A 21,387-nucleotide genomic window follows, 5' to 3' on the forward strand; every position below is an offset into this window, starting at 1 on the left:
GCGACGACGATGGAGCACACCGACCAGGGCGACCCCGCGTCGAGGCGAGTGCACGCCGTCGCGCTCAGCCCCCACATCCAGTTCGGTGACGTGGACGGGAACCTCGCCCGTCTCAGCGATGCTCTCGCTGAGGTGTCTGACGACACCGACCAGCTCATCGTTGCCCCGGAACTCGCGACGAGCGGTTACGTCTTCGCGGACCGGGCGGAGGCTCGAGATCTCGGGATGTCGCGAGACGACCCGCGACTTGCGAGCCTGTCCCGCGTGATCGGCCCCCGCACCGTCGCGGTCGTCGGGTTCTGCGAGCGCCACGGTGATGACCTCTTCAACAGCGCCGTCGTCGTCACCCGCGAGGGGATCCAGGCCGTCTATGCGAAGTCTCACCTCTGGAGCGCCGAGTCGACGATCTTCCGCCCGGGCACGTCGGCCGGGATCGTGGTCGACACCGAGATCGGGCGCGTCGGTGTGGCCATCTGTTACGACAACGAGTTCCCCGAGGTTCCTCGCGGGCTCGCGCTCGCCGGTGCCGATATCCTCGCCCTGCCGGTCTGCTGGCCCCTCGTGCCCCGACCCGATGGTGAGCGCGCGCCGGAGATCGTGCAGGCGATGGCGGCGGCGCGATCGTCACGGCTGCCCACGGTCATCGCCGATCGGCACGGCTCGGAGCGCGATGTCGTGTGGACCGGCGGAACCGCCGTGATCGACGGTGACGGCTGGGTCGTCGCCGAAGCCGGCGGCGCCAGCACCGAGACTGTGCTCGACATCACTCCCGGACATAAGGCTCTCGGCCCGTGGAACGACCTCTTCGGCGATCGCCGTCCCGACATCTACGCATCACCCGACCCCCACACCCGAGAGGGATCATCATGAGCAATCCGCAGCCCGAGATCCGAGAGACGCAGGTCGCTCTGCCCGCGACCGGTGGTATCGAGGTCAAGTCGATCGACTGGGTGCCGCTGTCGGAGCGGACCGGCAAGCCCACGAGCCTGTTCTCCCTCTGGTTCATGTCCAACGCGAACCTCACGACGCTGGCGACCGGCATGGTGGGTGTGGCGATGGGCGCCAACCTCATGGTCTCGCTGGTCGCGATCGTCTTGGGCGTCTGCGTCGGTACGGTGTTCACCGCGTTCCATTCGGCGCAGGGGCCGCAGCTCGGTCTGCCGCAGATGATCCAGTCGCGGGCGCAGTTCGGCTACCGAGGAGTGGCGCTCGTCTGTCTGGTGGTCATCGCGAGCATCGTCGGCTTCAACATCTTCAATCAGCTGCTCGCCGGTGATGTGCTCACGACAACGACCGGGGTCGACGCCGGCGCGGGCTGGTACATCCTCATCACCGCCCTTGCGCTGACGCTGGCAATCGTCGGTTATCACTGGATCCACCGTGTGCAGAAGTGGCTGACGTGGCTCTTCCTCGCGACCTTCGGCATCTTCACGGTCGTTGCGGTGGTCGCCCTGCCGCTGCCCGCCGAGGCGCTGTCTCTGGGGGACATCAACTGGCCGGCGTTCCTCGTGCAGTTCGCCGCGGCGGCGGCCTATGCGCTGGGCTGGGCCCCGTACGTGTCGGACTACTCCCGTTACCTTCCCCCGCAGACGAGCCCCCGTCGCGCACTGTTCTACACGTCCGCGGGTGTCGTGGTCGGAGCAGGATGGCTCATGGCTCTGGGTGCCTTCGTCGCGTCGCTGTTCAGCGACGCCGACCCCGTGGGAGCGATCGCTGCGACCGCTGACGCCCTCCTGCCCGGCCTCGGCGTCTTCCTCCTCTGGAGCGCGCTTCCTGCCCTCGTCACGGTCATCACGATCAACATCTATGCCGCCAGCATCGAGCTGATCACGGTGGCTGACTCATTCGTGAAGGTGCGCCCGACCCGGATGACGCGGATCGTCGCGTGCACGATCATCGGCCTCGCGGGGCTGCTGGGCGCCGTGTTCTCGACCGGTGAGTTCCTCGACTCGTTCGGCAGCTTCCTGGTGGTTCTGCTCTACGTGCTCGTGCCGTGGACCTCGGTCAACCTCGTGGACTACTACTTCGTCCGGCGCGGACGCTACGCGATTGCAGAGATGTTCCGCCCGCACGGCATCTATGGGGCATGGGGATGGCGGGGCATCACCGCCTACGTCATCGGCATCGCCGGGATGATTCCGTTCGTCGTCACAACGTGGTTCGTCGGTCCGATCGCCCAGGCCATCGGAGGCATCGACATCGCCCTGTTCGTCGGACTCGGGGCGTCGGCTCTCGCCTACATCCTGCTGGCGCGCGGACTCGACCTCTCGGCGGAGCGTGCGCTCGCTGCGGAGGAGGGCGAGGCCTTCGGCGTGCGATCCGTCTCCTTCGATCAGGCCCGCGGGTGAAGACCGCTCAGCAGCTTGTGAAGATGCCCCGACGCCTCGAGCAGCGCGACACTGCGCCGCGTGAGGTCGGAGAGCCGCTCCTCGAGAAGCCGCCGCGCATCCTCCGTCATCCCGTCGGTGCGGAGCTGACCGAGAAGGCGCGCGATCGGTGGGATCGGATACCCGCCGGCCCTCAGGGCGGCGACGATCCGCGCCTCGCTGATGGCCCTCGCTCCGTACCGACGAGCACGGGCCGCGGCGCTGCGATCGGGGGCGATCAGGCCTTCCTTCTCCCAGTGACGCAGAGCCGAGGTGCGAACGCCGAGCGCATCGGCCAGCTCGCCGATCGACATCACGTCGCGTTCGTCGAAGACGTCGGTGCGGTCAGCGAGAACCGCGTCGAGCCCTCGGAGGGCTTCCCTTATCCGCCCTCGTGATCGCGAGATCTCTGCGTGCAGGTCATCGATGCGTTCGGCGGCGGCATCCATCGGTTCCTCGAGCACCGCAGGCATGATCCGTCGCGCGGGAACAGGTCCGATCGCAGCGGCCAGCGCCCGGTAGGCGCGGAGGGCGACGATGTGACGAGGTCTGTAGCGCCGATATCCGTTCTCGCCCCGGTCAGCGGCGGGGATGACCCTCAGCCGCTCGAGGTCGCGCACCTGCTGTGTGGAGTAGCCGACCTGTCGGCCGGCGGCCGCGGTTGTCAGTGACACCTCTTGAGGGTTACGCACGCCAATCCCTGCCCTTCATACCCCGAAGTCCACATAAGCACATCAAGTTCACGATGGAGTCATGGAGATACAGGAGATCGTCGACGCCGTCCGAGCCTTCGATGGTGTACTCGTGGTCATCCCCGACGAGAAAAGTGGACTGCCCGAGCTCGCGTGGGGTGATGTGTTCCTCTCCTACGCACCCGACGGCGTCACGCCGGAGCGTAGTCAGCCCTACGCCACCGTCGTGACGAAGAACTACCCCGACGATGAGGCGTCGGAGCTTGACGAGCCCGGGCGCTTCCGAGTCAACATCCACGTCGGTCGCGAGCAGGTCGCGTCGCTGACGGATGCTGCTGCGCACCCCGCCGCGGCAGACACGTTCGTGCGGCATCCGCTCTACGGCGACGTCGGATGGGTGGCGGTGGTCAACCCGGGGCCGAAAACGTCCGAACGGGTGCTCATGCTCCTTCGCGACGCGCACGAGGCTGCGCGCGCCCGCGTCATCCGACGTTCGAAGGGGAGCTGAGCCGTGGGTTCGCCGCAGACGCTGAGCGGGACAGACCGTCGCCTCGTCGCGGCGTGGGCGGCGGATTGCGCCGAGCGCGTGCTGCCGCTGTTCGAGCGTGTTGCGCCGGATGACCCGCGCCCGCGCGATGCGATCGCACGGACCCGGGCCTTCGCCCGAGGAGAGCTCGAAACCGCCGGCGAGATCCGCCGCCGCTTCGTCGCCGGTCGTGCGGCTGCCGGTCTCAGCGACGCGGCAGCAGTGGCCGCAGCCCGGGCGGCGGCGCAGGCGGCTGCCGTCGCCCACATGGGTGCACATTCACTCGGGGCGGCGGCCTACGCCGCGCGGGCGGCACGTCTGGCAGCGCCCGGAGATCCCGACGCAGCCGCCAGGGAGATCCGCCGGCAGATCGGGGCGTTGACCGATGAAAGCCAAGCGGCGCTCATGCGGCTGCCCCTTCTCGGGGAAAACACGGCAGGACCGCTCGGCGCTGGACTTCTCGCGCGCGGCGACGTGGCAGCGCACATCCGGCTGATCCAAGCATCGCTGGTCACGATCTGACGCGTGCGTCCACTGCCGATGTCCGGCTTTGCGCTCGCGGACAGCGGCTCCGAGACGCACGAGCCAATCGCTCAGAACGGTGCGGGTTCGTGGGGGTTGTGGGCGGGTTCGTCGGTGATCCGGAACTCCAGGCCCGGGTTGGTCCATTTCGCCCAGAGGTCGTCGGGGAGGTCTTCGTCGGGGGTGAAGTGCACCCCTGGCCGGGTGGGTTTTCGACGTGGATCCGCCCGGTCGGGGAGGTCCACTCGATCACCCCACCGTCGAGTTGCCTGACCCGCCAGGCGGTGAACTGTTTCATGCTGTGGTGCCTCTGGCACAGACAGCAGAGGTTGCAGATCTCGGTCTTTCCGCCGAGGGCGGCGTCGTGGTTGTGGTCGACCTCGCATCTGCGGGCGGGCATCCGGCATCCCGGCCACCGGCAGTGCTTGTCCCTACCTTTGAGGAACCGCACCATCTCCCCGGTCGGCCGGTACGTGTCGGTCGCCATGGTCAACCCCGTGATCGGGTGGACGAGGAGCCGCTCCCACGGGCTGTCACTGTTCCCCGCGAGTAGCCGCGCCGTCTCCGCGTCGATCGGTCCCACCCCGGCGAGGTCGCACGGGACGTCACTCTGCCCCATCAGCGCCATGACGGGGATCACGACCTGCACCTTCGCCGTGATCGCCCCGAGCCTGCCCGGCTGATCTTCACGACCTGCGGGCGTCAGGCTCGGGGCGGCGGTGAGGAGCATGTCAGCGAACACATCCGCCCGGACCTCGTCTAGGGACCGGGTATCCGGCGCGACGTCATCATCCGGCTGCGGTTCCCGCGCAGCGATGACCTCGTTCGCTTCGTCGGTGATGCGTTGGAAGATCGCCTCGATCAGCACCGTGGAGTGCACCGCCCGCAGCTCCGACATCCCCTCCCCGATCGGGTACCGGACGATCTTCCGCTCCCGAAACGCCCCCGCATGCCGCTCCGTCAAGGTCCGCGGGTTCATCCGCTCCGCGAGGATCTCCAGATCCGCCCGGGCACGACCCGGGGTCTCGTCCAGACAGATCTCCGCCGCAAGCTGATCGAACTCACCCCTCAGCTCCGGCGGCAACCGTCGCCCGACATCCTCCACCACCGCGACATGCGCGCGAGTGATCAGCCCCTTCTCCAAACAGTGCACCGTCGCGGGGTAATCCTTCACCAACGCGAATGCGCTGTCGATCTGCCGTTGCACGGACCGGTCCGACAGCCGCACCGCCGCCGCGATCTCGGCCGCCACACCCCGCAGCGCCATGTCCCGATCCCGCACCACCGCGGTCCACCCCTCCGCCAGCCGCGCCGCGAACGCTCCCGCCTCAGCAAGCGCACGCGTCTGCTCGGCCTCCGCCGCAGCCAACGCCGCCTGCGCAGCCTCCACCCGTGTCAGCACGTCGGTCAGCTCAGACCGGTCCTCGTCACTGAGGAGAGTGAGCCGCGGGTTCGAACGCATGTATGAAGCATCCCACCTACCTCCGACATCGGGTTTCGAATCCTCTCCGACAAGGCTGCCCTACCCAACAGCCACCCAAGCGGCACGCTCCGGACTCCGCCCGGCGGGCCGGTCCCACTGCGCGCAGCGGACCAAGACGATGACCCCGTCGACAACCCCTCCGGCGTAGTACATCAGCATGGCGCCTGTTTCGGCCACGCCAGCGCGACACCGAGCGAAGGGCGCGCGTAGATCTATCTCGCGAGGATGCTCTGCGCCGCCATTGCCGCGAGCAGCACAGCCCCTCGAAGTCCTCAAGCTGGCGCGCCACCCGCCCACGGTGTAGCGTCCATCGTACTTGCGGCCGGGAGGTAATCGTGCTCGCACTGATGCGTCGCTTTCCGCTGATCTCCTTCTTCACGATCGCGGTCGCTCTGTCGTGGATTGTGGTGCTCGTCCATGTCGTGCCGCAGCCGAACCTGCCGACGACGTGGGTGACCATCGTCTTCATTACCGCGGGTCCGTGCGTCGCGGCGTTCGTGATGCAGACCGTTCTCCACGGCCGCGCCGGCGTGATGCATCTTCTTCGGCGACTGGTGCGAGTGAAGGTGAGCTGGATCTGGTACGTGGTCGTTCTCGTCGGCATCCCGCTGGTGCTCGTCCTCGGGACCCTTCCGCTCCCGGGCGCGGTCGAATCCTTCGACCCGACCGTGTCTCCGGTGCCGCCCGCTCTGCCCGGACTGCCCGGCGGATGGGCCAGCTACGTGGGATACTTCGCGCTCGTGCTCTTCGTCGGCGGACCGCTGCTCGAAGAGCCCGGATGGCGCGGCTTCGCTCTGCCCAGGATGCAGTCGAAGCTCGGCTACTGGGGACCGCTTGTCGGCACGCTGTTCCTCGGTGTGCTGTGGGCGCTCTGGCACTTCCCTCAGTACATGATGCCGACGTGGGCGGCTCAGAACGGGGGATTCAACCTCCCCGCGATGCTCATCTACATCGCCAGTGTGATTCCGATCGCGGTGATTCTGACGTGGATCTACAACCGCACCCGGGGCAGTCTCTTCATGACGGTGCTCGCCCACACGTCGGTCAACGCGTTCTCGATCTATATCGGTCCCCTGTTCCCCGCGCAGGCGGGGAGCCTGGTCAATGGTTTCATCGGCTTCGGCGGTGCCGCGCTTCTGCTCATCGTCTTCACGAAGGGTCGTCTCGGCTTCGACCACTACCTGCGGGAGGTCCCGGCCGACGAGCTGCGCCTGGACGGCGCCGACGGAGCCTCTGCCGTTGACCGAACGTCTGCGAAGGGGCCATCGACCGAGAGTTCAGCGGCGGGCCGGCTGTGAGCCGATGCGAGAGCCCGCCGTCGTCGGAGCTCGTGGACTGACCTCCGATGCGCTCGCCACTGGCCGGGTCGACCGCAGTGCGCGTCGTCGACACCGACGAGCAACGCCTCGACAGCAGGAAGATGCCGATGAGACGCGAGCTGGGCCGACGTGCCCGTTTATGCAGCAGTTGAAGGGTGCGTTTTCGTGCCAAGATCGAGCGGCCGCGTCGGGGGGCCCGAGCGTGCACGTCGAGATGGAGAAGCTCGTCATCCCTCCGCGAACCGGTCCGCCAACTGCCTCCGCGAGCTGATCCCCAGCTTTCGGAAGACCTTGCGCAGGTGATAGTCGACCGTGTTCGGGCTGATGAACATCGACGCGGCGATCTCGGCGTTGGTCGCGCCGCGCGCGGCGAGCAGAGCCACCTGACGCTCCTGGTTGCTCAGAGGGTCCACCGGCGCTGAATCTGACGGGACCGAGCCGCCCGCGGCGAGGATTTCGCGCCGCGCCCGCTCGGCGAACGTCGTCGCCCCGACAGCCTCGAAGTCGCGAAGAGCCTGCTCGAGCTGCCACCGGGCGTCGGAGCGCCGACGTACCCGGCGGAGCCACTCGCCGTAGAGAAGACGCGTCCGCGCGGCGTCGCCCCGATGCGTTGACGGGAACTGTGCGACGGCGTCGGCGAAGTGGTGCTCGGCACCCGCGTCATCCGACAGCAGCGCCAGGGATCTCGTGAACAGTGCCCGCGCCACCACGGAGCCGCTCGCGTCGGCGTACACCTGGATCCGGTCGAGCGCCCACTCCGCCGCCGCACGGTTGCCACTGCGAACGGCGCCCTCGACATACTCCGGCAGGTGATGGAAGCTCGCCTGCAGAAAGGGATGCCGCACCAGCGGCGTCAGCCGCTCGAACGCCGACTCGTACGACCCGGCCGCGATCTCGTTGATCGCGATCGCTCCCAGGGCCATCCGCGAGATGCCGCCCCATCCCGCCTCGTGGATGGCGTGGGTGATCTGCTCCACCACCGTCGACGGCGTGCCCTGCCACGCGAGGAGAGTTGCGTTTACTGCCTGCTCGTCACCGAAGCCCAGGGCGCGACGAAGTTCGGCAGACTGCTCCACATAGTCGAGTGCCGCCTTCGGGTTCACACGACTGAGCTCCACCGCGCTCAGGATCCACGTGCAGGCATCCACATCGCGGAGCGCGCCCGTCGAACGCCCGATCTCCGCCGACCGCCGCAGCAGCCGCTGAGCGAGGGTGCGGCACGTCTGGCAGCGCCTGGAGATCCCGGCTGCCTCTTCTCGGGGAGAACACGGCAGGACCGCTCGGCGCTGGACTTCTCGCGCGCGGCGACGTGGCAGCGCACATCCGGCTGATCCAGGCGGCGCTGACGACGCGATGAACGCCGCTGTTGAAAGCGCTTTCACCGGCGGATGGCACGGTGAAGGCGCGTTGGATGGAGCTCCACTGGCGCGAAATGGTTACCGGGCGCAGACGAATCCTCAGCCGTTCCCGGCTGCGCTCGGGTTGACTTTGACGCAGCGTCAACGAGCAAGCGGAGACCTATGACCAACTCACCTGACCTTCTCGAGGGCGTGACTCGTGACATCTACGGGATGCCCGCCTTCATCTCGCTCGATGTCCGTGACGTCCGCGCTGCCGCCGAATGGTTCACCGGCGCGCTCGATTTCATCGAGCTTTTCGCCATGCCTCCTGGTGATGACCCGACTCTCATCCACCTGCGGCGATGGAGGTATCAGGACATCCTGCTACGCCGCAGTGAGGACGATGCACATGTGGGCGTCGGCATCCAATTGTCCGTGTCTGCGACCTACGACGAGCTCGACGGTCTCGCGGCCCGCGCACGCGCCTACGGGCAGGCCGATGTCGATGGTCCGGCCGATACGCCATGGAACACCCGGGACCTCGCCCTGGTCGGCCCGCAGGGGCTCCGGATCGTTCTGACCGCTCGACGTCCCGCACCTTTGCGGGACGCAGCCTTCACCGCGAACATGGAGCGGTGGTCAACCGAACAGCAACAAGCGAACGACACGTCGCGCTGACGGATCCCTAGGTCCCTGGGGCGGGCGAGTCTGTCAGTGCAGGCGCTGGGGCCGGCGTGGGTGGACTCGAATCCGCAGCCGACCTTCCCCCACGGGTCACCAGAGCACCCACCACTACTCCTGCGGATTCGCACCTCCGCCGTTCGGAACGGTCCCGCCGGCAGGGCTCGGTTGCTGGAGGGATCTGTGGAATAGGGTGTGCGGATGAGTGAGCGGGATCCTTGGTTCGAAGAACGCGGGTCTGGCCCGGTCCTTGTGGCGTTGCACCCTGGCGGGACGGATTCACGCTCGCTCGCACCTTTGATGGCGCATCTGGACGGGTACCGCCTCATCTTGGTCGATCGTCCTGGCCACGGCCGCTCCCGCGACGTCGCTGGCGAATGGTCTTTCGACGAGATGGCCGACAGCGTCGCCGAGGTCCTCGCAGCTTCAGCGCCAGAGGGAGCGCACATCTTCGGATGGAGCGATGGCGCGATCGTGGGATTGGCGCTCGCACTGCGTCATCCGCACCTCGTGCATTCCCTCGTTTTCGGGGGCGGCGTGTTCCACCGCGATGGGTGGCTGAACGGAGTACTCGACGGTGAACCTCCGGCCTTCATGGCCGATGCGTATGCCGAGGTGTCACCCGATGGCGCGGAGCACTGGCCCATCGTGATCAGGAAGGCGGAGCAGCTGCATCTGCGCGAACCGACGTTCACCGTCGAGCAACTGCGCACTCTCGTCGTGCCGACGCTCATCCTCGTCGGGGATGACGACGAAGTGCGCGTGGACCACCTGCTCTCCATGCTCGAGGCCGTCCCCGACGGCGAGCTCGCCGTGGTCCCCCGCGCGACCCATGGGCTCATCGTGGAAAAGCCCGAACTCGTCGCCCGTCTCATCCGAGATTTCCACGCCGACGAGAAGTCGGATGGGGTCGCACCGATCCGGCGAGCCACACGATGAGGGATCCGTACCCGCTCAGCCGGTCATCCGATGGCATCGGATGGATCGGCGGACTGCGCCGCGAGAAGTCGTCACGGACTTTCGTGGCGGTCCAGTAGTCGGAGCACAGTTCCCAAAGACCGCGAGGTCGCGGGGCCGCCGATCGTGCGCTCGACTGCGGGCGTGCCGTTGCTCTCGCGCTCTCTCTCGTTGAGCACCACGACCTAGCCCGGGCCGGATGCCATCATCCTGCAGCGGCGGCGCTCCGCTTCGTGCGTCGCGAGCTGGTGGTTAATGTCCAGCGTCCCGCCCGAGTGCACCGTGAGCTCCATGCGCGACAGCGTCGGGGAGCCCTCCCAATCCCGAGCGATAGCCGCGAGGTCGGATGCGGGCATCACGAAGCAGTCGCGTGGAAAACCCCGGGCGCCCAGCATCCCAACGACGTCAGCGACGATCCCGTCAGCATCCGCCGCCTCGAAGACGACGGTTCCGTTGCTCTGGAACGGCATCGCGTCGTCAATTCCTGCCGAGACGAAGGCCTCCACGATCATCGCGGTAGAGGGGTGCCCACGCTGACCCTGATTGACGTTTCGCAAGAAGGCGACGGACAGCACACTTGCACGATAGCCGTCTGTGCAATGTCACCCGGAGCGATGGTGGATGAGCCTCCTTTCTGAAACGCGTCCCGATCGTCACGACGGGACAGCGCCCGACGGGGTGGCGGTGGATATTTCGGGGTCGGGCGTTTCGTCTCGCTGCGCTCGCTCAACGACCGGCGCGGGTCGGGCGTTTCGTCTCGCTGCGCTCGCTCAACGACCGGCGCGTCCCGGTCGTTGAGCGAGGGTGCGGAGCATCCGAGACGAAACGCGTCGCAGCATTCCCGTGCGCGGCTCGTTACGGCCCCATCGACCGCACGGCGTTGGCGCGGCGCACCAGGCTGGGGAGGAGGAAGAGGTCGACCACCCACCAGATCGCCGCCGCGATGATCATCGGTATCCCGATCAGCAGGATCGACAGCAGCCACCCGCCCCACCACAGGACGTTGAAGACGATCGCTGACGGGATGAGGCCGAGGTAGAAGCGGTGCGCGGCGACGCCTCCGAGGAGGAGCAGGAAGAGGTAGGCGATCCCCACGTCCTTGGCAGGCGCGCCGTTCTGGGGCGCCGGCGGGGCGAACGGCCCCCACTGCGATCCGTCCCACCACCGCAGCGCTCCCGTCGGACCGGGATACCACCCGGCGGGCGCAGACCCGACAAGGGGAGTCATCGGCACGGTCGCGACGGTGGTCGTCGCGCGGGGCGGTGGCAGGTACGGATCGAGCGCCTCATACTCAGCGGTTGCGCTCGGCGCGCCGACGACATCGGCCGACCAGCTCTTGCCGTCCCAGAAGCGCTTCCCTCCCGCGGGAACGTCGTACCAGCCGGCCGGGGGAGTCGGGGGAGGGTTCATCGTCGTGGTCCTTCGCTTGGCATCACCGGTGGCGCGCCCGCCCAGAGTAACTCTCGAAGTCCTCCGTGACCGGGGTGCAGGGCATCTTCCCGGCTGCCACGCCGCCGCAGATCCGCCCTAGTGAATCGTCTCGCCGCGCTGGAGCATGGCGACGTACTGGGCGACGCGCGCAGCGCGCGACTTCGCCCGCTTGAGGTTGCTGATGCGGAAGGTCATCGCGAAGCGGTTCTGCGCAGACTGCGCGGCGAACGCGGCGGCAACCTGGGGATCAGCGTCCAATGCGGCCTGCAGTTCGGCGGGAATCGCGCCGTCGCTCTGGCGGTAGGCGGCGTCCCACCGCCCATCGGCTTTCGCGCGGTCGATCTCGCGCTGCCCGGCGGGGCGCATCCGTCCCTCACGCACCAGACGCTCGGTGTGCGCGATGTTGACCTTCGACCAGACTCCACGGGGGCGGCGCGGAGTGAAGACCTGGAGGAAGTAGTCCGCGTCGAGCGACTGCTTCTGCCCGTCGATCCAGCCGAAGCACAGGGCCACGTCGAGCGCTTGGGCGTAGGTGATGCCCGGCTCGCGTGATGAGGTCTTGCGAACGCGCAGCCTCACGCCGTCGGGGCCGGGATCGGACTCGAGCCAGCGCTCCCACTCCTCGACCGTGTCGACGTGGAACTCGGGCTTGTCGGAGGTCGCGACCATGCTCGAAGGGTAGACGTCCGCGCCGACACAGCGCCGTCGGCGAGTGACGACTCACGTCGCAGCGCCGCGGCAGAGCTCAGCTGACGGCCCCATCGCCCGCGCTCTGAGCGAGCTGGGCCTGGACGGCGCGGTGAACGTTGCCGTGGATGTGATCGGTGCCGATCCGGTCGAGCACGCCCTCGGCATCCAGCGCGGGGGTCACCTGCGGCTTGATCCGTGCCAGTCGCAGGGCGATTGCCTGCGCTTCGGCGAGGTCGACGAGCTCAGTGAGTTTCGCCGCGCCCTGCGAGTCGACGAAGGCGACGCCCTCCAGATCGATCACGAGGGCCGTGATCGGCGGCTCTCCGGAGACGATCTCGCGCACGCGTTCGTCGAACGCCTCGGCGGTGGCGAAGAACAAGCCGCCGTCGAGACGGATCACCGCGATGCCGGGGAACGTCTCATCCGCGGGGTTGAGGCCGATATCGCGGAAGACCTGCGTGCCGGGCTCGCGGCCGAGGAGCGGCATGGCGGGCCGGGTCGACACGAAGATCAGCCACAGAAGCGACAGGGCGATGCCGATCACGATCCCGAAGAGCACACCCGACGAAAGCACGCCCACCGTCGCTGCCACGGCGATCCAGAAGTCGAATCTCGACACCCGCCGGAGGCGGGAGAACTCCGTGAGGTCGATCATTCCGAAGACGACCGCATCGATGATGACCGCTCCCAGCACCGCCTTCGGCAGATCGGAGAAGAGCGGTGCGAGGAAGATCAGCGTCAGAATCACCAACCCTCCCGTGGTCAGCGACGCGACGGGAGTCCGGGCCCCGGCCGATTCGTTGAGCGAACTGGCGGACAGGCTCGTGGAGACCGGCATCCCCTGAACCAGACCCGCGCCGACGTTCGCCATGCCCTGCGCGACGGCCTCCTGGTTCGGGTCGATGCGGTAATGGTGTCGGGTCGCGAACGAGCGGGCGTCGCCCGCCGTCTGCGAGAACCCGATGAGCAGCAGCGCCAGCGCCGCGATCACGATCTCGGGAACGTTCTGCACGACGATGTCGAGGCTCGGCACCTGAGGAACGGGAAGACCGCTCGGCACCGCGCCGACCAGCGCAACGCCTCGCTCGCCCAGATCGAGCAGGGAAGAGGCGAGAAGTCCGCCGACCACGAGCACCAGGGCACCCGGGACCTTCGGCGCCCAGAATCGCAGGGCCAGGATGACAGCGAGAGCCGTGGCGCCGACCAGCAGGGTCGGAAGATGGATGTTGCCGAGACCGACGATCCACGACGCGAATTCGCGCCAGACGGTGTCGCCGTCGGACGATGTCCCGGTCAATTTCGGCAGCTCGCCGACGACCACGTCGAGGGCAGCCCCGGCGAGGAACCCGGTGACCACCGCCCTCGAAAGGAACTGGGCGATCCAGCCCATCCGGAACAGCGCGAGAAGCAGGAGAAGGATGCCGGTGACCACCGTGATCGCGGCCACGAGCTGCGCGGCATCGCCGCCTGTCACTCCGGTCACGATGACCGCGCCCCCGGCTACGGTCGCCAGCGCCGAACTCGGACCGGTCGAGATCTGCCGCGACGTGCAGAACAGCGCGTAGATGATCGCGCCCGCCGCCGCGGCGTAGAGGCCGTTTTGCACGGGTACGCCCGCGATCTCGGCATATCCGAGGTTCTTCGGCACGATCATCGCCACGACGGCGACACCCGCGATGAGATCGGGGCGCAACCACCGTCGCTCGTACCGTGGCAACCAGTGCACGATCGGGAGGAAACCTCCGGTGCCGCTCCCCGCCGCTGTCTTCACGCTCACCTCCGACCGAGGGCTGGAACCGTCCGGGCACGGTCCGCGTGCTCTCATCCACTGCGCGGCGGGGTGCTGCTGTGCCGGGGCCGGCGGCCCACCCACGTCAATGTGGACCGAGAGCGTGCCCGGGGCATCATCCGTGCGGGATGATTCCCGCGCGATGCGGACGCGACGGCGGGGGCCGAACCCGCACCGCCTTCGGCTACACGGCCTGCCGCTGCTCCAGGAGGGGGCAGGCGAACGGGTCGCGCTCGCCGAGGCCGACCCGGTTGATGTATCGGACGACGATGGCATACGACTGCCAGAGTCCGGTCTGTGTGTACGCGACGTTGTGCGCGCGACAGTAGTCGGCGATCATCCCGGACGCGGCCCGGAGGTGCGGGCGGGGCATCGAGGGGAAGAGGTGATGCTCGATCTGGTAGTTCAGTCCTCCCATGACCGTGTCGAGGAGCACGCTGCCGCGGATGTTGCGGCTCATCAGCACCTGACGGCGGAGGAAGTCGAGCTTCAGCTCGGCGGGCACCAGGGGCATCCCCTTGTGGTTCGGCGCGAACGACATGCCCATGTACACACCGAACAGACCCAGCTGCACGCCGAGGAAGGCGAGCGCGATCCCGGGAGAAAGAACGAGGAACACCAGCGTCAGGTAGGCCACGATGCGCACGGTGAGGAACGTGATCTCCACCGGTCGACGTCGAAGCGGCTCACGCGAGAACACCCGCCGGATGCCGGCGGCGTGCAGCGAGAGGCCCTCCAGAAGCAGAATGGGGAAGAAGAAGAGCCCCTGGTGGGCCATGAGCCAGCCGGCAGGGCCACGGCGCCGCTGCTCCGCCTGATCGGGCGTGAACGAGATCACCGGGAGCTCGATGTCGGGGTCGGAGCCGATCTTGTTCGGGTTGGCGTGGTGGCGGGTGTGCTTGTGCTGCCACCATCCGTAGCTCATCCCCACGAACAGGTTGCCGATGACGAGCGACGTCCAGTCGTTCCAGCGGCCCGAGCGGAAGATCTGCCGGTGCGCGGCGTCGTGGCCGAGCATCGCCACCTGGGTGAGGATGACCGCGAGCACCGCTGCCGTCAGCAACTGCCACCACGAGTCGCCGATCCAGATGAACACCAGCACGAACGCTGCGAGCACGACAGGCACGGCGAGGAGCTTCGTCCAGTAGTAGCCGTACCGGCGACGCATGAGCCCGCTCGAGGTCACCAACCGTGACAGCTCGGTGAAGTCGTTCGCGAGCTTGGGGCTCGTCCGCCGCACGGCAGAAGACGCGTCAGGGTGAGTGATCGATGTCATGGCGTGTCCTCTGTGATCCACCCGTGGCGCGCTCTCGCGTCACACCGATGTCAGGGTCCAGGGCATCCGATTACAGAGTAGGGGCGTCACGACGCGGTGACCACAGGGGTTGACTCACGCCACCGACACGTGCGAGAGCAGTGGGTGGCCCGGGCCGAGGCGGGCGAGCTCGGCCGTACCGTCGACCCCGGCGCCCTGTGCGGGGCGAAGGTGCGCCCGCGGATGCCGGAGGGCGAGCTCGTGCGCGAAGCCGGCGCGGATGACCTCGGCGCGGAAGACGCCGCCGATCGCGGCGACCTGGGCCTGGGCATCCGGGTCGTCGGCGACGCGGTCGAGGGCCGTCGCCACGGACAGCGCCAGCTCGGCGGCGGCGCGGCGACAGATGTCGGCCGCCACCTCGTCGTCGGCGGCGAGTTCGGCGACACCGCGCGCGAGCGCGGCGATCTGAGCCACCCGGTCGTCGGCACCCTGCAGCTCGATGTAGGCACTCTCGACCACGGGCCACCGCTCGGCGACGAGCCCCGAGAGCGCAGTGCGCGGACCACGCCCGTCGTAGGCGCGCATCACGGACTCGAGGGCCTCGCGGCCGATCCAGTAGCCGCTGCCGGCGTCGCCCATGATGTTGCCCCACCCGTCCACCCGTGCGACGCGGTGCTTCCCCACGGCGAGGGTGACCACACCGGTTCCGGCGGCGACGACGGCGCCCGGACGATCGCCGAGCGCCCCGAGGTAGGAGGTGACCGAGTCGTGGGCGAGGAGCACCCGATCAGGTGCCTCGGCGGCGACCGCGGCGCGCAGCGACGAGGCATCCGACTCCGCCTCGGTGAGGCCCGAGACCCCGGCCGCCAGCACGTCGATGCGCACCTCGTGGTGGCGGGCTGCGGCGATCGCGACCGACGCCAGCTGCGGCAGCAGCGGCTCATGGGTGCGGATACCGGGGAAGACCTGATCGACCGGCGCCGCCCCGTGCGGCGCGACGCGCACCTTCATCCCCGTCTGGCCGGCGTCGATCGCGACCACCGCGCTCCCCGCAGTCATCGCGCAGCCTCCCTCTGCCAGCGGTGGTACGTCTCACGCATGTGCTCACCCGCGGGTTTGCCGTACGGGCAGTAGTCGTCGTTCTCGGCCGCATCCTCGCGCGCGTACAGCCGCGCCGGCCAGTCCCAGAGCATCAGCCCGCCCACCCAGTCGCGGCTCTCGCATGCGGCGAACATCTCGGCGTAGTACGCGCGCTGCTCCTCTCCCGACGGCGCGCCGGCGAGGCCCCAGTCGTTCGGCAGCCGCGCCGACCCCTCGCGGCTCGGGCACCCCGCCTCCATGAAGAAGAACGGCTTGTCCTCGCGCGTCACCACGGCCTCGATCCGGTCGAGGTGCCGCGTCCAGGTGCCGGTGGGGTAGTAGCCGCTCGAGGAGATCACGTCGACGGCATCCCACCAGGTGATGTGATCCTCTTGGTATTTGTCGCAGTTGTAGGTGAGCGGACCGGAGTACACCGCGCGGATGTCGGCGATGAGCGCCCGCCAGTGCGACTCCTGCCCGTCGGCGCGCACCATCTCGCAGCCGATGCAGAGCATCGCCACGCCCTCCGCCTCGGCGATCCGGGCGGCGTGCAGCAGAAACCGCCGGTATGAGGCGAACCACTGCGTCCATGACGGCTCGCCCGGAACATCCCAGTCGAAGAAGCCGATGTGCGCCCGCCACGTCCCGTCGGCGACGTTCACCACGGGCTTGAGCACCACTCTCAGCCCGAGCCGGTGGGCGCGACGGATGGCTGCGACGATCTCATCGTCGGTGACCGTGGGTTCGTTCTCGAACGGGATGTCGGTGGAGAACGCGGTCGCCTGCTCGGCCGCGTACGCCAGCGCCGTCCAGGTGACCCCGTGCTCGGCCATCGCGGTCATCGAGGCGTCCGCCGCGGGAGTGTCCCACTCGCCGCGGATGCCGACCCAGCCCCACGTCATGCCGCAGACCGGCCTGCCATCGAGCGTCACGGGCTCACCAGTTCGTTGAGGGTGCGAGCCACGCGCGGGGCGGCCAGCTGCGCAGCATCCAGGGGGCCCTCGTGGCGGATGCGCACAGTCGTGCGCTCGCCGGGAAGGAGCGTGATGAGGCCCTCCTCGGCGTGCGCCGCCGGGTCGACCTTGTCGACGAGGAAGGTAAGGTCGCGCACCAGCGAGGTCGCGGTGACGGTGACGGCGCTCCCGCCCTCGGCGGGGGAGACCTCGAGGTCGAACTCCGCCGGAGGAAGCGCGCTGTCGCGCGCCTCGGTGAAGAACCACGTGCCGCGCACATCACCGGCGTCCGCGATCAGGAACTCGGCGTTCGCGGCATCCGTCTGCGCCAGCTCGCTCGGCAACGCGAGCGTCGCCGTCCCACGCGCAGCGACGGCGTACCCGAGCGACTCGGCCGCGCGGACGTCGCCGCCGAAAGTGAGACGACGCACGTGCAGCGTGCCCGACCACTCCTCGCCGGTGTCATTCGTCACGATGGCCGCCAGCCCGCCATCACGCGGCTGGAAAGAGACGGTGCGCGGCGCGAAAGCGCGCCGCAGCGCGTGGAAGAGCGGCTTCGGCCGCTCATCGCCGTCGATCGCCGCCCACGAGGTGACCGGCCAGCAGTCGTTGAGCTGCCACACGATCGCGCCCATGGTGTGCGGCGCCCACGAGCGGAAGTGCTCCAGCGCCGTACGCACCGCGATCGCCTGGTTCAGCTGCATCGCCCAGTGCCAGGTCTCCATGTCGTCGGGCACGCGCAGGTGCGGTACGAGCCCGGCGGCGAGCTTGACGTTGCCCTCCATCGCCTTCTGGTGCACGATCATGCCCGGCGACTCGGGTGTGAGCGGGTCGTCCGACACCGAACGGCGGAGGGTCGTCCACGCGGGTGGGCCCTGCCATCCGAATTCGGCGACGAATCGTGGCCGGTGCTCGCGGTAGGTGAGCCAGTCCTGCCGGTTCCACTGCTCCCACAGGTGCATCGACCCGTGCTCTTCGGCGTTCGGGTGCTGCCCGCCCGGGCTGAAGGGACTCCCTGGCGCGTACGGCACGTGCGAGGCGAGCTCGGAGATGAGACGGGGAAAGAGGTCGTAGTAGTAGTACGCGCCCCAGGTGCGCCCGTCGAGTCGGCGCTTCCAGTCCCAGTCCTCGTAGCCCCAGAGGTTCTCGTTGTTGCCGGTGAGCAGGACGAGTGAGGCATGGGATGCCAGACGCACGATGTTCTCGCGTGCCTCCGCCTCGATCTCGGAGCGCAGCGGCTCCTCCTCGGGGTACGCGGCGCAGGCGAAGAGGAAGTCCTGCCAGGTGAGAAGGCCGAGCTCATCGCACAGGTCGTAGAAGTCGTCGCTCTCGTAGATGCCGCCGCCCCACACCCGGATGAGGTTGAGGTTCGCCTCGAGGGCCTGGCGCAGCCGCCGCTCGTACCGGGCACGGTCGACCCGAACCGGCAGGGCGTCGTCGGGGATCCAGTTCGCACCCTTGACGAAGACCGGCTGGTCGTTGACGACGAGGGTGAACGGTGTACCGGCGGCATCGGGAGCGGTGTCCCACTTCACCGTGCGGAAGCCCACGCGGCGCTCGGCGGTGTCGACGGTCTCCTCGGCTTCGAGCAGGTCGACCGCCACCTGGTACAGGTGGGGCTCGCCGTAGCCGGCAGGCCACCAGCGCTCGACCTGGTCGAGCTGAACCTGAACCGTGACGTCGTCGTCGCCTGCCGGCATCGAGACGACGGTCTCGGCCTCGTCGACACGGAGCCGGACGCGCAGATCATCCGTTGCCGTCCGCGCGGCATCCGCTCGTTCGATGTGGACGGTCGCGGCGACGCGTCCTCCCTCGCCGTCGGGCGCGGCGTGGGTGCGTACCTCGGCCAGCCGCGCGGTCGACCACGACTCCAGGCGCACCTCTCGCCAGATGCCGGAGGTGAAGGTGGCGATTCCCCAGTCCCAGCCGAAGTTGCAGGCCGATTTGCGGATCGCCTCATAGGGGAGGGGATAGGGCCGCGGGCGGGCGCCGAGCGCCACACTCTGCGCGTTGGCGTAGGGCACCGGCGCGGTGAAGTGCACCACGAGGTCGTTCTCACCCTCGCGGAGCAGCCCGGCTTGGTCGAGCGGGATGCGGCAGGAGCGGTGCTGATTCGCCGTCTCGGCGACGGTGCGCCCGTTGACCTCGACGCGGGCGACGGTGTCCAGTCCGTCGAAGACGAGGTCGTGGCGCTGGTGGCCGTCAGGGCCCCACGAGAACGTCGTGCGGTAGGTCCAGTCGACCCGGCCGATCCAGGCGAGGAGCGCCTCGTTGTCGTCGAGGTACGGGTCGGGAATGAGGCCGGCGGCCAGCAGGTCGGTGTGCACGCAGCCGGGCACCTCCGCAGGCACGGGCACGTCGATCACCTGCGTCCGCAGCGCGTCGGGCACCGGGCCCGCGGTGGCCTGCAGGGTCCATCCGTCGGTGATCGGGCGGCGGATGAGAGGGGTGAGGGTCACTTGACGGCTCCGGCGGTCAGGCCGCGATAGATCCAGCGCTGCAGAGCGAGGAACGCGACGAGGGTGGGGATGATGACGAGGATCGTTCCGGCGGCGATGATCTCCCAGTTCGCGCCGAACGGTCCTTTGAACCGGAACAGCGACGTGGAGATCAGGCCCTCCGACGGCAGGTACAGGAAGGGGAGATAGAACTCGTTGTAGATGGCGATGCCCTTGATGATGACGACCGTGGCGATCGCGGGCTTGAGCAGCGGCAGCACGATGCGCCAGTAGATCGTCCACCGGTTCGCGCCGTCGATCATCGCCGCCTCGTCGAGCGAGACGGGGATGGACTGCATGAACTGGATGAAGATGTAGATCGAGATGATGTCAGTGCCCATGAACAGCAGCACGAGCGCCGCCATCGAGTCGTAGAGCCCCAGGCCGTTGATGATCTGGAACGTCGCGACCTGGCTCGTCACCCCGGGGATCAGCGTGGCGACGAGGAAGAGCCCCACGACGAGCTTCTTTCCGCGGAAGCGGAACCGGTCGAGGGCGTAGGCGGCGGTGGTGCCGATGAAGATCGTGCCCACGAGCGAGAACGCCAGCACGATCGTGGTGTTGATGAACCCTTCGACCATGCCGCCCTGCTCGAAGGCGATCACGAAGTTCTCGATGTTGAACCACGACCCCGGGGCCTCGAAGGGCCCGGTCGTGCCGATCTCCTGCGAGGTCTTCAGGCTGGCGATCAGCACCACCGACAGGGGCACGAGCGTGACGACGACCCCGGCGATGAGCGAGAGGTACTTCACGGTCGCGCCGATCGAGCGGCCGGCGCGGGGAGGACGAAGGGCGGTCGCACTCATGTCAGGTCCACCTTCTCGTCGGGGAACACCCTGCGTTGCACCCAGGTCACGATCAGCACGATCGCGAGCAGCACGATCGCCATGGCCGACGCCAGCCCGACCTGTCGGAAGGTGAACGCGGTCTGCAGGGTCTGGATCACGAAGGTCGAGGTGCCGTTGGCGCCGCCGGTCATGATGAACGGGATCTCGAAGACAGAAAGGCTGCCTGCGACGGCGAGGATGAAGCTGAGCCCGATGATCCGACGGATGCCGGGAAAGGTGAGCGCCCAGAACTGCTGCCAGTCGTTGGCGCCGTCGATCTCGGCGGCCTCGTACAACTCGCGGGGGATCGACTGCATCGCGCCGAGGAACAGCACGAAGTTCATGCCGGTGTAGCGCCAGACGCTCGTGCCGGCCAGGGAGAAGTTCGCCACGTCGGGGTCGCCGAGCCACTGCGGGGTGTCGGCCACGCCGAACCAGCCGAGCACGGTGTCGAGCGTGCCGCCGGGCTGGAAGAGGTAGAGGAAGACGAAGCCGATCGCGACGCCGTTGATGAGGTAGGGGAAGAAGAGCACCCCGCGGAAGAAGTTCGAGAACCGGGTGCGGGTCGACAGCAGCGCGGCGAAGTACAAAGCGATCGCCATCTGCACGAAGGCGCCGATGAAGTAGTAGATGCTGACGAAGAACACCCCGAACACGCGAGGGTTGGTGAACACCTCGAGGTAGTTCTGCAGTCCGATGAAGTTCTGCTCTTTGTCGATGCCGTCCCAGTCGGTGAGGCTGTACCAGAGCATGTTGGCCGCAGGCAGGTAGGTCAGCAGAAGCAGCAGACCGACCGCGGCCGCGATGAAGAGGTAGGGCGTCAGTCGATTCAGGATGCTGCGCGGGCCGGCCGGGCGGCGGTCACGGCGCCGGCTGGGGCGCGGCGGCCGGGGGGAGATCGGGACGATGGCGGGACCCGGCGCGGCGGGGGCGTCGGGGGCTGCGGCGGTGAACGACATGATTCCTCCGTGGTTCCGG

Annotated in this window: 20 protein-coding genes; 7 read left to right on the plus strand and 13 right to left on the minus strand. The window is 68.3% G+C overall.

Features of this window, described 5'->3' with window-relative positions; translation table 11 throughout:
* The first annotated feature begins 9 nt into the window (after nucleotides 1-9).
* Complete coding sequence (locus tag FBY40_RS06435; protein WP_141937343.1) at nucleotides 10-870, plus strand: nitrilase-related carbon-nitrogen hydrolase; 861 nt, start codon at nucleotides 10-12, stop codon at nucleotides 868-870.
* Complete coding sequence (locus tag FBY40_RS06440) at nucleotides 867-2,348, plus strand: purine-cytosine permease family protein (RefSeq protein ID WP_141937345.1); 1,482 nt, start codon at nucleotides 867-869, stop codon at nucleotides 2,346-2,348. Before FBY40_RS06435 ends, FBY40_RS06440 begins: the two co-directional genes overlap by 4 nt.
* Here FBY40_RS06440 and FBY40_RS06445 read toward each other — a convergent pair.
* The gene (locus tag FBY40_RS06445) at nucleotides 2,333-3,040 is read right to left on the minus strand and encodes a MerR family transcriptional regulator (protein WP_235014634.1); all 708 of its coding nucleotides are present in this window, start codon (nucleotides 3,038-3,040) and stop codon (nucleotides 2,333-2,335) included. The genes FBY40_RS06440 and FBY40_RS06445 overlap by 16 nt on opposite strands.
* 79 nt (nucleotides 3,041-3,119) lie before the next feature.
* On the opposite strand from FBY40_RS06445, the gene FBY40_RS06450 reads away from it, so the two are divergent.
* Together FBY40_RS06450 and FBY40_RS06455 are read left to right on the plus strand one after the other, a co-directional pair.
* Complete coding sequence (locus tag FBY40_RS06450) at nucleotides 3,120-3,566, plus strand: DUF6194 family protein (RefSeq protein WP_141937347.1); 447 nt, start codon at nucleotides 3,120-3,122, stop codon at nucleotides 3,564-3,566.
* Nucleotides 3,567-3,569: 3 nt separating this feature from the next.
* Nucleotides 3,570-4,106 carry a putative immunity protein gene (locus tag FBY40_RS06455; protein ID WP_141937349.1) on the plus strand — a complete coding sequence of 179 codons (537 nt, stop codon included), beginning with the start codon at nucleotides 3,570-3,572 and terminating at the stop codon, nucleotides 4,104-4,106.
* Here FBY40_RS06455 and FBY40_RS06460 read toward each other — a convergent pair.
* Complete coding sequence (locus FBY40_RS06460) at nucleotides 4,096-5,568, minus strand: HNH endonuclease (RefSeq protein WP_141937351.1); 1,473 nt, start codon at nucleotides 5,566-5,568, stop codon at nucleotides 4,096-4,098. The two genes, FBY40_RS06455 and FBY40_RS06460, sit on opposite strands and share 11 nt — an antisense overlap.
* Before the next feature lie 356 nt (nucleotides 5,569-5,924).
* Between FBY40_RS06460 and FBY40_RS06465 the strand changes: the two genes are divergently transcribed.
* Nucleotides 5,925-6,887 (plus strand): CPBP family intramembrane glutamic endopeptidase, encoded by a 963-nt coding sequence (locus FBY40_RS06465; RefSeq protein WP_141937353.1) that lies wholly within the window; start codon nucleotides 5,925-5,927, stop codon nucleotides 6,885-6,887.
* Nucleotides 6,888-7,135: 248 nt separating this feature from the next.
* On the opposite strand, the gene FBY40_RS06470 is transcribed toward FBY40_RS06465, so the two are convergent.
* Nucleotides 7,136-8,026 carry a helix-turn-helix transcriptional regulator gene (locus FBY40_RS06470; protein WP_141937355.1) on the minus strand — a complete coding sequence of 297 codons (891 nt, stop codon included), beginning with the start codon at nucleotides 8,024-8,026 and terminating at the stop codon, nucleotides 7,136-7,138.
* 453 nt (nucleotides 8,027-8,479) lie between these two features.
* Here FBY40_RS06470 and FBY40_RS06475 point away from each other — a divergent pair, with 453 nt between their 5' ends.
* Nucleotides 8,480-8,926, plus strand: a complete 447-nt coding sequence (locus FBY40_RS06475) for a VOC family protein (RefSeq protein ID WP_141937357.1) — start codon at nucleotides 8,480-8,482, stop codon at nucleotides 8,924-8,926.
* Nucleotides 8,927-9,130: 204 nt separating this feature from the next.
* Entirely contained in the window at nucleotides 9,131-9,868 is a 738-nt protein-coding gene (locus FBY40_RS06480) for an alpha/beta fold hydrolase (protein WP_235014637.1), read from the plus strand.
* Between the two features lie 203 nt (nucleotides 9,869-10,071).
* On the opposite strand, the gene FBY40_RS06485 is transcribed toward FBY40_RS06480, so the two are convergent.
* The 10 genes from FBY40_RS06485 to FBY40_RS06530 all read right to left on the minus strand — a co-directional run bounded on the left by FBY40_RS06485 (nucleotide 10,072) and on the right by FBY40_RS06530 (nucleotide 21,368).
* Nucleotides 10,072-10,461: a DUF1697 domain-containing protein gene (locus FBY40_RS06485; protein ID WP_141937361.1), complete on the minus strand. Its 390-nt coding sequence runs from the start codon at nucleotides 10,459-10,461 to the stop codon at nucleotides 10,072-10,074.
* 280 nt (nucleotides 10,462-10,741) lie between these two features.
* On the minus strand, nucleotides 10,742-11,296 hold the full coding sequence (locus FBY40_RS06490; RefSeq protein ID WP_200829940.1) for a DUF2510 domain-containing protein: 555 nt from the start codon (nucleotides 11,294-11,296) through the stop codon (nucleotides 10,742-10,744).
* A 117-nt stretch (nucleotides 11,297-11,413) separates the two neighbouring features.
* Nucleotides 11,414-11,986, minus strand: a complete 573-nt coding sequence (locus FBY40_RS06495) for a YdeI/OmpD-associated family protein (protein WP_141937363.1) — start codon at nucleotides 11,984-11,986, stop codon at nucleotides 11,414-11,416.
* A 76-nt stretch (nucleotides 11,987-12,062) separates the two neighbouring features.
* Nucleotides 12,063-13,784 carry a SulP family inorganic anion transporter gene (locus tag FBY40_RS06500; RefSeq protein ID WP_235014639.1) on the minus strand — a complete coding sequence of 574 codons (1,722 nt, stop codon included), beginning with the start codon at nucleotides 13,782-13,784 and terminating at the stop codon, nucleotides 12,063-12,065.
* 196 nt (nucleotides 13,785-13,980) lie between these two features.
* On the minus strand, nucleotides 13,981-15,072 hold the full coding sequence (locus FBY40_RS06505) for a fatty acid desaturase family protein (protein WP_141937367.1): 1,092 nt from the start codon (nucleotides 15,070-15,072) through the stop codon (nucleotides 13,981-13,983).
* Between the two features lie 114 nt (nucleotides 15,073-15,186).
* The gene (locus tag FBY40_RS06510) at nucleotides 15,187-16,110 is read right to left on the minus strand and encodes an N-acetylglucosamine kinase (RefSeq protein WP_141937369.1); all 924 of its coding nucleotides are present in this window, start codon (nucleotides 16,108-16,110) and stop codon (nucleotides 15,187-15,189) included.
* Nucleotides 16,107-17,063 carry a glycoside hydrolase family 113 gene (locus FBY40_RS06515; RefSeq protein WP_442922855.1) on the minus strand — a complete coding sequence of 319 codons (957 nt, stop codon included), beginning with the start codon at nucleotides 17,061-17,063 and terminating at the stop codon, nucleotides 16,107-16,109. Before FBY40_RS06515 ends, FBY40_RS06510 begins: the two co-directional genes overlap by 4 nt.
* A complete protein-coding gene (locus FBY40_RS06520; RefSeq protein WP_141937371.1) occupies nucleotides 17,060-19,543 on the minus strand; it encodes a glycoside hydrolase family 2 protein in 2,484 nt (827 codons plus the stop codon). The genes FBY40_RS06515 and FBY40_RS06520 overlap by 4 nt, the downstream gene beginning before the upstream one ends.
* The gene (locus tag FBY40_RS06525) at nucleotides 19,540-20,388 is read right to left on the minus strand and encodes a carbohydrate ABC transporter permease (protein WP_141937374.1); all 849 of its coding nucleotides are present in this window, start codon (nucleotides 20,386-20,388) and stop codon (nucleotides 19,540-19,542) included. Before FBY40_RS06525 ends, FBY40_RS06520 begins: the two co-directional genes overlap by 4 nt.
* Entirely contained in the window at nucleotides 20,385-21,368 is a 984-nt protein-coding gene (locus tag FBY40_RS06530) for a carbohydrate ABC transporter permease (RefSeq protein ID WP_141937376.1), read from the minus strand. Before FBY40_RS06530 ends, FBY40_RS06525 begins: the two co-directional genes overlap by 4 nt.
* Nucleotides 21,369-21,387 lie beyond the last annotated feature (19 nt).

Source organism: Microbacterium sp. SLBN-154, assembly GCF_006715565.1.
In the GTDB taxonomy this organism is placed as follows: Bacteria; Actinomycetota; Actinomycetes; order Actinomycetales; family Microbacteriaceae; genus Microbacterium.